Source organism: Rhodobacter sp. TJ_12, assembly GCF_020023995.1.
In the GTDB taxonomy this organism is placed as follows: Bacteria; Pseudomonadota; Alphaproteobacteria; order Rhodobacterales; family Rhodobacteraceae; genus Rhodobacter.
On record NZ_NRRD01000020.1, the window covers coordinates 33460 to 45974 of the forward strand.

General features: G+C 61.7%; 11 protein-coding genes. 5 read left to right on the forward strand and 6 right to left on the reverse strand.

Going from position 1 to position 12515, the window contains the following annotated elements; all coding sequences use genetic code 11:
* Window positions 1-431: 431 nt before the first annotated feature.
* The 4 genes from CKO11_RS13660 to CKO11_RS13675 form a co-directional block, all read right to left on the reverse strand.
* Window positions 432-797: a hypothetical protein gene (locus CKO11_RS13660; protein ID WP_223639865.1), complete on the reverse strand. Its 366-nt coding sequence runs from the start codon at window positions 795-797 to the stop codon at window positions 432-434.
* 405 nt (window positions 798-1202) lie between these two features.
* A complete protein-coding gene (locus CKO11_RS13665) occupies window positions 1203-2450 on the reverse strand; it encodes a PucC family protein (protein WP_317851810.1) in 1248 nt (415 codons plus the stop codon).
* Window positions 2451-2677: 227 nt separating this feature from the next.
* Window positions 2678-2866, reverse strand: coding sequence for a light-harvesting protein (locus tag CKO11_RS13670; protein ID WP_223639869.1), 189 nt, complete (start codon window positions 2864-2866; stop codon window positions 2678-2680).
* Between the two features lie 20 nt (window positions 2867-2886).
* On the reverse strand, window positions 2887-3036 hold the full coding sequence (locus CKO11_RS13675; RefSeq protein ID WP_076483014.1) for a light-harvesting protein: 150 nt from the start codon (window positions 3034-3036) through the stop codon (window positions 2887-2889).
* 896 nt (window positions 3037-3932) lie between these two features.
* Between CKO11_RS13675 and CKO11_RS13680 the strand changes: the two genes are divergently transcribed.
* The 4 genes from CKO11_RS13680 (at window position 3933) to phaR (ending at window position 8012) form a co-directional block, all read left to right on the forward strand.
* Window positions 3933-5264: an NAD(P)-dependent oxidoreductase gene (locus CKO11_RS13680; protein ID WP_223639871.1), complete on the forward strand. Its 1332-nt coding sequence runs from the start codon at window positions 3933-3935 to the stop codon at window positions 5262-5264.
* 1 nt (window position 5265) lies between these two features.
* Entirely contained in the window at window positions 5266-6585 is a 1320-nt protein-coding gene (gene preA / locus CKO11_RS13685; RefSeq protein ID WP_223639874.1) for an NAD-dependent dihydropyrimidine dehydrogenase subunit PreA, read from the forward strand.
* A 258-nt stretch (window positions 6586-6843) separates the two neighbouring features.
* Window positions 6844-7290 (forward strand): phasin family protein, encoded by a 447-nt coding sequence (locus tag CKO11_RS13690; RefSeq protein WP_223639877.1) that lies wholly within the window; start codon window positions 6844-6846, stop codon window positions 7288-7290.
* 167 nt (window positions 7291-7457) lie between these two features.
* Window positions 7458-8012, forward strand: a complete 555-nt coding sequence (phaR, locus tag CKO11_RS13695; protein WP_223639880.1) for a polyhydroxyalkanoate synthesis repressor PhaR — start codon at window positions 7458-7460, stop codon at window positions 8010-8012.
* A 179-nt stretch (window positions 8013-8191) separates the two neighbouring features.
* Here the strand turns inward: phaR and CKO11_RS13700 are convergent, their stop codons facing one another.
* Window positions 8192-9550, reverse strand: a complete 1359-nt coding sequence (locus CKO11_RS13700; RefSeq protein WP_223639882.1) for an aminotransferase — start codon at window positions 9548-9550, stop codon at window positions 8192-8194.
* A 162-nt stretch (window positions 9551-9712) separates the two neighbouring features.
* Here CKO11_RS13700 and CKO11_RS13705 point away from each other — a divergent pair, with 162 nt between their 5' ends.
* A complete protein-coding gene (locus CKO11_RS13705; RefSeq protein WP_223639884.1) occupies window positions 9713-10648 on the forward strand; it encodes a LysR family transcriptional regulator in 936 nt (311 codons plus the stop codon).
* 64 nt (window positions 10649-10712) lie between these two features.
* Here CKO11_RS13705 and CKO11_RS13710 read toward each other — a convergent pair whose 3' ends face one another.
* Window positions 10713-12356 (reverse strand): CTP synthase, encoded by a 1644-nt coding sequence (locus tag CKO11_RS13710; protein ID WP_223639886.1) that lies wholly within the window; start codon window positions 12354-12356, stop codon window positions 10713-10715.
* Window positions 12357-12515: the final 159 nt, after the last annotated feature.

The following is a 12515-nucleotide window of genomic DNA, read 5'->3' on the forward strand; positions in this document are numbered from 1 at the left end:
CCGGGGCGGGGCTGTGGACAGGTGCTCGTCCGCGCTTTCTTACAAGGTGGTTTGGCCGCGCGCTTCGGCCAGCAGCGGCTCGGCGCGGGCCTCTTCGAACTTGTTGTGAAGGCCGCCGATTCTTCCTTGTCGCGCAGCGTCTTGGGGATGGAAGCCGTGGAAGACACCGGCAACAGTGCGGCCGTCATCTTGAACGATGTTCCCAAAAGATGGCGCACGGATGGGGACCACGCGCGCAGACCAGAAAGCCGACGTGAAGGCCCGCCTGATCGCGGCGGAAGAGGCAAAGAGCGTCGCCCAAGGTCTGGCCGCGTTTAAGGCGCGCCTAAACCGACCAAAGAATAGCTCTAACAAACGGAAACGCCCGCTCTCCGACCGAAGAGCGGGCGCCACCCGAGGCAGGCGGGCGGCTTACGCCGCCCGGTGCATGATTATTCGCCCGGACGACGCGAGATCGTGGCGAAACCGAAGGTGTCCGAGAACGGCAGGAATTTGCCGGGGATCACGTTCGATTGACGCGGGCTGTCTTTGACCAGCGGCATTTTCCAGAACGCAGCCGATTTCGGGGCGGCGTCACGCGGGCACAGGTTCGGCTTGCGCGGGGTGTCTTTCACCAGCGGTTGCGGCCAGAAGCCTTGCGACATGTATTTGGTGCCTTCGTAGACGTTCTTCTCACGCGGCGTGTCCTTCAGAAGGGGCCAGCCGAAGCGCGACGAGAACTCGCCAGCCGGTTCCGCTTTGATCGGCGTGTTCAGGAAGATGTGACGATGGTCTTTCATGATGTTGTCGGTGTTCATTTTGGTCTTTTCCTCGCAGGTGAACTCTTCAGTGACGTTTTCAAGCGCAACAGCATCCGCACCGTGCGGAGATGATACGCAGAACTTGCGCCGCGCCTAGCGGCTTGTGGCTGACTTTCGCGACGAGCGCGGCGGCACCGCCAGCGAGCCGCTCTGCAGAACCGACGACGGCACGTATGTGAACGCCGGCGGCTTTGAGTGCTTGGTCAAGGGCGACGCGCTTACAGCCGTCGGCAGTAACGACGGTGACCGCGCCGGGTCTTATCCCCTTTTTCCGGAGCAGACTTGCGATCCCGCAAGCCGACTCTGCATCGGCATATAGCCGCGTTTTTGCCGTCGTCATGCATCCTCCTCGGGTAAGGACAATCCAAAGTCTAAACCCCGTCGCGCAAAAGCGCTCCGTGGTCACTTGTCACGGCTCAGCGCTAACGGCACGGCAAACACGATGGCGATGAGCAACAAAAAAGCTTCCAGTGCAAACACGGTATTATAGGGGCCTGCCGCCCCGGAGCCGAACACGCCGGGCATGGCCACAAGCCCGTCGCGCACCACGCCAGCCAGCGCAATGCCCAGTCCGGCAGCGGTGGCTTGCACCGCCCCCCAGGCGCCCAAGGCAAGACCGATCCGGTCACTGGGCGCGGCCCGCATGGTGGCGGTCAGCGTGGCATGGCCGAACAGCCCAATGCCGAAGCCGACGACATAGGTGCCGACGACGAACAGCGCGAACATCGGCAAAAGCGACGAATAGATGATGGCGCCAAAACCGGGCACGCCGATGATCGCGCCAAGCAGGCCCAGATGCATCGGTTTCATCCCCCGGCCCAAGACGCGCGAAGCAAGGCCGAACCCCGACAGCGTGCCAAAGGCGAACAGCGCCGAAAGCTTCGTGGTATCGCCGACACTCAGGCCCAAGGCTTGCCCGCCATAGGGTTCCAGCAAGACATCCGCCATCCCATAGGCAAAGGTGCCAAGGGCGATCACGGCGAGCAGCGGAATCATCCCGCGTTGCGCCATCAGCTCGTTGAACGCGTCCTTGAAGGTCGGGTGCACGGCGGCTTCCATCTCGCGCGCCTTGGCGCGGTCAAAGGCCTCTTGGCGCCACAGCGCGGCCATGTTCAGCGCGACCGACACCAGCGCCGTGCCCTGAATCACCTGAATCAGGCGCCCGGGCGTGTAGTTGGACAGCAAGAACCCATAAATCAGGGCCGAGGCAACGCTGCCAAACAGCAACATCACATACATCAGGCCGACGACTTTGGGGTGATCTTCTTCTTCAACAAGGTCGGTGGCCAGCGCAAGGCCTGCGGTCTGCACGATATGTGCCCCCGCACCCACCAGCAAAAAGGCAAGCGCCGCAGCGGAAATGCCGATCCAACGCGGCGCATCATAAGATTCGCCAAAGCCCGACAGCACCAAAAGCGCAAAAGGCATCATCGCGAAGCCGCCGAACTGATAGATCGTGCCCTTCCAGACCCACGGCACGCGCTTGAGCCCAAGCGCGGATTTATTGGTATCGGATTTGAAGCCGATCAGCGTGCGGAAAGGGGCGAAAAGCAGCGGCATTGCCAGCATGATCGACACGATCGAGGCATGCACACCCATTTCGACAATCATCACCCGGTTGAGCGTGCCAGCCAGCAGCACAAGCGTCATACCAACGGTGACTTGAAACAAAGAGAGCCGGAGAAGGCGGGAGAGGGGAACCTCTTCCGTGGCCACATCGGCAAAGGGAAGATACCTGGGACCGAATCGCGCCAGATTTTTCAGAGCGAAGTCACGGTAGCCCATGGGTGCCGCCCAAGAGTAGAAGGGGTATTGAAGGGGGCAGGCCCCCGGAGAGAGAATGGGCCCACCGGTCTAAACCGATGGGCCCATCAAAATTATTGCGCCGGAGCGGCCACGACCACGGTCGGGGCGGTCATCGGCTGACCGTTCCAGTACGCGCCGAACCAATCGGTGGTGGCCAGCAGGCCGCCATGCAGGATCAGAGCGGTCACGGCAACGGCGCCGAGCACCAGCGGAACACCGGTCGAGGGGGCGACAACGGTCCAAACTTTAGCGTTGTTCATGGTATATCTCCTCTACCCGATTAGCCGAGCCACGGCGTGGCGATCGCCGAGAGGATGTGCGCAACAAGCGCCATCGCCCCGAACACACGGGTGCCATCGATCAGATAGCTGTGAACTTCTTCAGCTTCTTTCAGCGTCAGGCCGCTCGGCCCAGCTTTGTCGTCAGTCATGTCCCGAATCCTCCAAAAAACTGGGATCTCTCGAAGGCTTTACCCAAACGTCGCGCCTTGCGATGCGAGCCTGAGCTTTTGCCTCCCCGCTACCACACCCGGACTGGCGTGGCATCGTGGGGTCACTATGCGAGTGGGGGATGGCGCGATCAAGTGTAAATTGCGGCTGACACTGCGGCAAATTCGGCACTTCGGTGGGCAGAGTGCCAGACACAAAAGGCACCTTTCAGAAGTGCCTTTTATCGCGCTTGACGGGAACGCGGCTGGGGCGTCAGCGCCCATGTTTAAAGGCTGAATCGGATGCTTTGCCCTGTGTGACAAGGCGATGACGGTGTCGCAATTGCTGGCCCACCGCGCGAGCGGGGCGGGGTGTTTTGTGAAGTGTAAGATCAGATGTACATTTTTCTGCGTTGAGGTGTCGCAGCTTATCGGGCGCGGCGGGCGCGGCGGGCCGTGCTGCGATGCGGCAATTCTGGGTCGAATTGTCGCGTGAATAAATCTTCAAAAAAAGTTCAGGGCGAGGGTTGAAAGGCCCCAAAGCGATCCCCAATTCGCATTCATAAGCTGTCGTCAGCTTTCAGAAGCCGATTCAGTCACCGAATCCTCCAAAGATGCGCCCAGGTGACAGGATCATGCGGCTCTCCTCGCCGGACACGGGGAGGGCCGCACCCACCTCCAGAAGTAAATCGCCCCCTCATGGGGCCCCGGTGTCGCCAAACTGGCCGAATCTATGCGCGCAATTCGCGATGCGGGGCTGTTGAGCAGAGGGTTTGCCTGAAAATTAGGCAAACGCCGGGAATCAGCGCCGATCTGGCAGGGATCACTAATTTTACCTGTTGATAAAAATTCGATCCGTGGCAGCGTTGTTTCAAACACTAAGCCAGGGAGGTCCAAACGTGACCACAAGCCAGTTTCAGCCCGGGGTCGTGCCCGGGCGTCTTCCGGCCGAAGACTATTGCCACGCCTTTGCCGATACCGCGCCGCCGCTGACCGACCATGCGGCGCGCGTCGCCGCAGATCGGTGTTACTTCTGTTATGATGCGCCCTGCACCACGGCCTGCCCGTCCGATATTGATGTGCCGCTTTTCATTCGGCAGATCGCCACGGGCCAGCCCGAGGCGGCGGCGGTAACGATCCTGTCGCAAAACATCTTTGGCGGGATGTGCGCACGCGTCTGCCCCACCGAAACCCTGTGCGAGGGGGCCTGCGTGCGCGAAGTGGCCGAAGGCAAGCCGGTCGAGATTGGCCTGTTGCAGCGCCATGCCACCGACAAGCTGCAAGAACAAGGCGTGCATCCCTTTAGCCGCGCGGAGCGGACCGAGTTTTCCGTCGCAGTGGTGGGCGCGGGGCCTGCGGGGCTGGCCTGCGCGCACCGGCTGGCGATGAAGGGGCATGAGGTCACCGTCTATGATGCGCGGCTCAAACCCGGCGGTCTGAACGAATACGGGATCGCCGCTTATAAAGCGCCGGGCGGCTTCGCGCATAAAGAAGTGGCGTGGCTTTTGCAGATTGGCGGCATCACCGTTTTGGAAAACTGGCAGCTTGGGCGCAATGGCACGCTTGAAGACCTGTTGGAGGAACATGACGCGGTGTTCTTGGGCATGGGGCTTGCGGGCGTGAATGCGCTGTCGATCCCCGGCGCGGAATATGCGACCCCGGCGACGGACTATATTGCCGCGCTGCGTCAGGCCGAAGATCTGTCCACCTTGCCGGTGGGGCGGCGCGTCGTGGTGATAGGCGGCGGCATGACGGCGGTGGATGCGGCAGTGCAGGCCAAACTGCTGGGCGCGGAAACCTCTACCATCGTCTATCGCCGCTCGCAGCCGGAGATGCCCGCCTCGTTGCATGAACAAGACCACGCGCAAACGCATGGGGTGCAGATCGTGCCCAACGCAACGCCCGTGGCGATTCATAAAGAAGACGGCGGCTTGGTGGTCGAATTCGCCCGCACCGCGACGCGCGATGGCAAGATGACCGTGCTTGATGACACGATCCGCTTCGAGGCCGATCAGGTTTTCACCGCTATCGGCCAAACGCTGGGGGCGACGCCCGAGGGGCTGACGATCACCGGCGGCAAAATCGCCATTGATGCGCAGGGCCGCACCGGGTTGGCCAAGGTTTGGGCCGGGGGCGATTGTGCCACGGGCGGCGAAGACCTGACCGTGACGGCATCGGCCGAGGGTCGCGACGCGGCCGAAGACATCCACGCTTTTCTGATGGGGGCCTGAGATGGCGAACCTTGCTTCTGAATTCCTTGGCATCAAATCGCCGAACCCGTTCTGGCTGGCCTCGGCCCCGCCCACAGATAAAGAATATAACGTGCGCCGCGCCTATGAGGCGGGCTGGGGCGGGGTGGTCTGGAAGACCTTGGGCATGGATGGCCCGCCGGTCGTCAACGTCTCTGGCCCGCGCTATGGGGCCATTCACGGGCCTGATCGCACTTTGCTTGGCCTCAACAACATCGAGCTGATCACCGACCGCCCGCTGGAGGTGAACCTGCGCGAGATCAAATCGGTCAAGCGCGATTACCCGGACCGGGCCTTGGTGGTCAGTCTGATGGTGCCTTGCGATGAGGAAAGCTGGAAGTTCATCCTGGGGCAGGTGGAGGACACCGGCGCGGACGGTGTCGAACTGAACTTTGGCTGCCCGCATGGGATGGCAGAACGCGGTATGGGCGCCGCCGTGGGGCAGGTGCCCGAATATATCGAAATGGTCACGCGCTGGGTGAAGCAGCATTCGCGCATGCCCTGTATCGTGAAGCTGACGCCTAATATCACGGATATTCGCAAACCTGCCGAGGCGGCGCTGCGCGGTGGCGCCGATGCGGTGAGCCTGATCAATACGATCAACTCGATCACCTCGGTCGATCTGGATCTCTTCGCGCCCGAACCGACGATTGACGGCATGGGCACGCATGGCGGCTATTGCGGCCCGGCGGTGAAACCCATCGCGCTCAATATGGTGGCCGAGATCGCCCGCAACCCGGCAACCCGCGATTTGCCGATTTCCGGCATTGGCGGGGTCACCACATGGCGCGACGCGGCAGAGTTCATGGCGCTTGGGGCCTCGAACGTGCAGGTGTGCACTGCGGTGATGACCTATGGCTTCCGCATCGTCGAAGAGATGATCGCGGGGCTGAGCACCTTCATGGATCAAAAGGGCTTCACCTCCACCTCGGAACTGGTGGGATTGGCCGTGCCCAAGGTGACCGACTGGCAATATCTGAACCTGAACTACACCACCAAAGCGGTGATCGCGCAGGAAGATTGCATCAAATGCGGGCGTTGCCATGTGGTGTGCGAAGATACCTCGCACCAAGCTATCGCCATGGCCGAAGATCGCACCGTGACGGTGAAGGAAGAGGACTGCGTGGCCTGTAACCTTTGTGTCGATGTCTGCCCCACCAATTGCATCACGATGAAAGAGATTGCGGTGGGCGAGATGGATGCCCGCACCGGTCGCCCGGTCGGCACGCCTCTCAATTGGACCGAGCATCCCAACAACCCAACCGGCTCAGGCGCGGCTTGTGCGAAAGCGCCGGCCGAGTAAGCTTTGTGATGAATGGTTTCGCCGCGGCAGGGCCGCGGCGATCCGGCGGGGGGGCAGGCCCCCTGCACCCCCGACCTCTTTGCTGATGGTGCACAAGGCCCCTTTTGTTGGGCGAGTGCTCGGGTCGCGCCACACCTTCTGAATGTAAAAATTCTGCAACGCAGCATATTTCTATTGAAATGCTGCACTGCAGCATATATACAATAGACAAGCGAACGGGCCCCGCGCCATTCCCGGGCCCTTAACCGGAGCAAGACCATGGCTAAGACCCAAGATTTCACCAAGATGATGCAAGACATGATGTCCTCGATGCCGATGGACATGTCGAAAATGCAAGACGCGTTCAAAGCGCAAACCGCGCTGGGCGAGAAAATGACGAAAGTCGCGCTCGAAGCTGCCGAAAAGTCGACCGACATTTCCTCGAAATGGACCAAAGACACGCTGGGCAAATTCGGTGCGCTGGCCAATACGAAGAACGAACCGGCTGACTATGCCAAAGCGATGAGCGATTTCGCCTCTGCCTCGGCGGAAATGGCGGCTGAAAACCTCGCTGCTTTCGCCGAAGTCGCCAAGAAAGTGCAGATGGACACCGTTGAGCTGATGCTTTCGGCGGGCAAGGAAATGACCGACGAAACCACCGCCGCGATGAAAAAGGCCACCGAAGAGGTGACCGCCGTGACCAAGAAAGCCGCGGCCGCGAAATAAGATCTGGAAGTTTTCTTCCTGGTGTGTCCGGCCTCCTCCTCCCTGCCGGGCACCGTTCTAGGGCGCACTTCGGTGCGCCCTTTTCTTTTGTTGCTTTTGCGGCGTTGCGGCTTAATCATTGCTGCAGCGCCAAAATGCGGGCAAAATAATTCCGGGAGGAGATAATCATGGCCGAAGAGACCAAGCCCTTGCTGATCAAGCGCTATGCCAGCCGGCGGCTTTATAACACCGAGACCAGCGATTACGTCACGCTGGAAGATATCGCCGCCTTTATCCGCCAGGGCCGCGAGGTGCAGATCGTCGATCTGAAATCGGGCGATGACCTGACCCGGCAATATCTGTTGCAGATCATCGCCGAGCATGAAAGCCGCGGCGAAAACGTGCTGCCCGTCGATGTGCTGACCGATCTGGTGCGCAGCTACACCAGCCAAGCACAGTCGGTGGTGCCGCAATTCTTGGCCGCCAGCTTCGAGATGCTGCGCGAGGGGCAATCGAAGATGATGGAGAATCTCTCCACCATGCCGAACCCGATGGCGACGATGCCGGGGTTCGAGGCGTTGCAACGCCAGCAAGAAGCCTTTTTGAAGTCGATGATGGCCGGTTGGGGCGCGACGGTGAACGGCGAGGGAGAGGCTGGCACCGAAGGCGCAAGCGGGCGCGAGGAGTTGGACGCGATCAAGAAACAACTCGCCGATCTGCAATCGAAACTGTCGAAACTCTGACACAAGCGGGGCGCAAGGCGCGTCTTGCATTCTGCAGGCATAAGAAAGGGCACCGTTTCGGTGCCCTTTTCCGTCTTAGACTTTGTGAAAATATCCCGGGGGTGAATGGCCTTCGGCGCAGAGGGGGGGCAGCGCCCTCCGTAATGGGTCGCCGCGGCCACGCCGAGGCGGAACCGGCCCTAGGCGACCTCGGCAAAGACTTTTTTCAAAGCCTTATCAAGCTTTTCAAACATTTCATCCATCTGCGGCTCGGTCAGGATGAAGGGCGGGCACAGCACCACGGACTGCCCCAGCGGACGGCAGATCAGCCCCATATCGGTGCAGGTATTGGCGATCCGCTCCGACACGCTCAGGCTGCCATCGAACGGGGTTTTCGTGGCGCGGTCTTTCACCGCCTCCAGTGCCCACATATAGCCCACGCCGCGCAATTCGCCGATATTGGGGTTTTGCGCGATCTCGGCGAGCCCCGCCTCAAGACGCGGTGCAAGCCGGTTCACATTCTCGGCCAGCCCCTCGTTCATCACCACATCAATCGCCTTCAGCGCAATCGCGCAGCCCACCGGATGGCCCGAGGCGGTAAAACCATGTGGGAATTCCTCGATCGTTTCCACCGCCGCCTGCATCCGGTCGGCGAGATCCGGCCCCAAGATCACCGTGCCCATCGGGAACAGGCCCGCCGTCAGGTTTTTCGAGGAAATGATCGCATCGGGCATGAAATCATAGGTTTCACAGCCCCAGGTGTTGCCGGTGCGCCCAAAGCCGCAAATCACCTCATCCGAGATCAGCGGAATGCCATATTTGCGCAAGATCGGCGCCACGGCTTGGAAATAGCCTTTCGACGGCGGGATCACGCCGCCGGCGCCCATCACCGGCTCGGCAAAGAAAGCCGCAATCGTGTCGGCGCCTTCCTTGAGGATCGTGGCTTCCAGTTCGGCAGCCATCCGTGCGGTGAATTGTTCCTCGGTCTCGCCCTCTTGGCCAAAGCGCCAGTAATGGGGGCAGCTCAAATGGATGAAGCCCGGCAGCGGCAGCCCGAAGACCGAATTATAGGGCTTGCCGGTCATCGAGGCGGAAACCGCCGTGACCCCGTGATAGGCGTTCATCCGGGTCAGGATCTTGCGCCGCTGCGGCTTGCCTTCGGCCGCATGCAGGAACCACAGCATCTTGACCATCGTGTCATTCGCCTCGGAGCCGGAGTTGGTGTAGAACACGCGCCCCCGGTCAAAGGGCGACACCTCGACCAGCTTTTCGCTTAGCAAAACGGTTTGATCTGACATCCGGCCAAAAAACGCATGATAGCCGGAAAAGCGCGCATATTGCGCCTGCGCCGCCGCGATCAGACCGGGATGGTCGAAGCCCGCGACCATGTTCCAAAGCCCCGAATTGGCGTCCAGATATTTGCGCCCCTGGGTGTCGAAGATATAGGGGCCTTCGCCATGCGTGACCACGACCGCGCCCCGGTCATGGACCGAGGGCAGGTCGGTAAAGCCATAAAGGCTATAGGCATCGGCTTTCTGTTCCCAAGAAAGGTCGGTCATGTCGCGGGCTCCTGCACGAGTTTGGCACAGGCTAACGGGTGGCGCGGCGGCGTCAATGGGGCGCGCGTGGCGCTGCGCGCTTTGGGCAGCCGTGGCGGGGGCGGGCTTGCCAAAGCGGGCAGGGGCCGCGCATTGTGCCAAAGGGTATCGGCAGGGGGCCAGATGAGCGGACGCGGCGAGAAGATCAGCCTTTGGGCGGTGGAAATGCTGGTGGCCACGGCCGAAGAACGCGCGATCACCGCCGCCGCGCGGCGGCTGGGTGTCTCGCCCTCGTCGGTCAGCCAGCAGATCGCCGCGCTTGAAGCCGCGCTTGGCGCGGAACTGGTCGACCGCTCGGCCCGCCCCTTTGGGCTGACGGCGGCGGGGCGGGCGTTTTTGCCCCATGCCGAGGCGATGCTGGATGAGCTGGCCAAGGGCCGGGCGGGTGTGGGGCTCGCCGATCCGGCGGGGCTACGCAGCTTTCGGCTGGGCATGATCGAGGATTTCGAAGCCGAGGTGACGCCGCTTTTGCTTGCGGGGATGGGGGCCGAATTGACCGCTTGCCGATTCTTGCTCGAAACCGGGCCGAGCCATCGGCTGGCCGCGCAATTGGAAGCGCGCGCACTTGATATGGTCGTGGCCGCCGAGATCGAGGGGCCGGGGGATGCGTTGGAACGGCACCCGCTGTTGAGTGAACCCTTTGTCGCCGTCTGGCCCGAGGGGCAGGTGGGCGCCGATCTGCCGCTTTTGCATTACAGCCCGCGTACGGTGATGGGGCGCCAGATCGCGGCGCATCTGGCACGCACTGGGGTGCAGCCGACGCATCGCTTTGAAATTGATAGCTATCCGGCGATCTTGGCTTTGGTGGCGGCGGGGCAGGGGTGGTCTATCCTGACGCCGTCAGGGGTGCGCCATGGCAAACGCGCGGGGGTAACCTTGGCGCCTTTGTCGGGCGCCGGGTTACAGCGACGCATTTTGCTCAGCGCGCGCGCGGGCACGATGGGCGAGATGCCGGCCGCCGTGGCCGCGCGGCTGCGCGGGCTGCTGTCAGATCGGATCGTGGCGCCGATGGTGCAAGAGGCGCCTTGGCTTGCGGGCGCGCTGCGTATCGACGGCTAGGGCGATCAGGCTGGCCGGGCAGCGCCCCCTCCTGAGGCGCCCGCGCCAGCGGGCGCACCCCGATTCAGACCAGACGGCTTTGGGCCAGCGCCGCTTTCACAAAGCCCGCGAACAGCGGATGCGGCGCGAAGGGTTTGGATTTCAGCTCGGGGTGGAACTGCACACCGATGAACCACGGATGGTCTTTGTGCTCGACGATTTCGGGCAGCCGACCATCGGGGCTCATGCCCGAAAACACCAGCCCGCATTGTTCCAGCGCTTCGCGGTAGTTCACATCCACCTCATAGCGGTGGCGGTGGCGTTCCTCGATCTCGGTCGCGCCATAGACCTCGGCCACGCGCGAGCCCGCTTTGAGCGTGGCGGAATAGGCGCCCAGCCGCATCGTGCCGCCCTTGTCATCGGTCACCTTGCGTTCCACCCGGTGGTTGCCCTGCACCCATTCTTTCAGGTGATAGACGACCGGGGTGAAGCGCTTTTCGCCCGCCTCATGGTCGAATTCCTCTGACCCGGCATCCGTCAGCCCGGCCAGATTGCGTGCAGCCTCAATCACCGCCATTTGCATGCCCAGACAGATACCCAGATAGGGCACGCCTTTTTCACGGGCGAATTGCGCGGCGCGAATCTTGCCTTCGGTGCCGCGCTCGCCAAAGCCGCCGGGCACCAAAATCGCGTGGAACCGTTCCAGATGCGGGGCCGGATCTTCGTTTTCAAAAATCTCGGCGTCGATCCATTCGGCCTTCACTTTCACCCGGTTGGCCATCCCGCCATGGGTCAGCGCCTCGGCAATGGATTTATACGCGTCTTCCAATTGGACATATTTGCCCACGATGGCCACGCGCACCTCGCCCTCGGCATGGGTGAGCCGGTCCATCACATCTTCCCAGCGCTGCATATCGGGGCGCGGCGCGGGCGAAATGCCAAAGGCATCCAGCACGGCTTGGTCAAGGCCCACCCGGTGATAGGCCAAGGGCGCCTCGTAAATCGAGCGCAGATCATAGGCCGGGATCACCGCTTCGGGGCGGACGTTACAGAAAAGCGCGATCTTGGCGCGTTCCTTATCCGGGATCGGATGCTCGGAACGGCACACCAGCACATCGGGCTGCAAACCGATCGAACGCAGCTCTTTCACCGAGTGCTGGGTGGGTTTGGTTTTCAACTCGCCCGAGGCGGCCAGATAGGGCAGCAGCGTTAGATGCATGAAAATGCACTGCCCGCGCGGCTTGTCTTGCGCGAATTGGCGGATCGCCTCGAAGAAGGGCAGCCCCTCGATATCGCCGACGGTGCCGCCGATTTCGCACAGCATGAAATCCACCTCTTCATCGCCAATGCCGATGAAGTCTTTGATTTCATTCGTCACATGCGGGATCACTTGGATCGTCTTGCCCAGGTAGGCGCCGCGGCGCTCTTTCTCCAATACGTTGGAATAGATCCGCCCCGACGAGACTGAATCCGTCTTGCGCGCGCTGACGCCGGTGAAGCGTTCGTAGTGCCCAAGGTCCAGGTCGGTCTCTGCCCCGTCGTCGGTGACGAAAACCTCACCATGTTCAAACGGGCTCATCGTGCCGGGATCGACGTTCAGATAGGGGTCAAGCTTGCGCAGCCGCACCGAAAAGCCACGCGCTTGCAAAAGCGATCCAAGCGCTGCCGAAGCAAGACCCTTGCCAAGCGAGGAAACCACGCCACCCGTAATAAAGACATATCGTGCCATGAGACCCCGCGAGCAGAAAATATCAGCCAGAACCGGCAGCCGCACTGCCAGCATCACGGGACTTGAGTGTTACACGATTCGCGGCCTGCCCGCAACCGGACCGCTACACCTAGAGGAAACTAAAGGTAGCGGCCCCAAAGGATTGTGGCCGCTATGCGA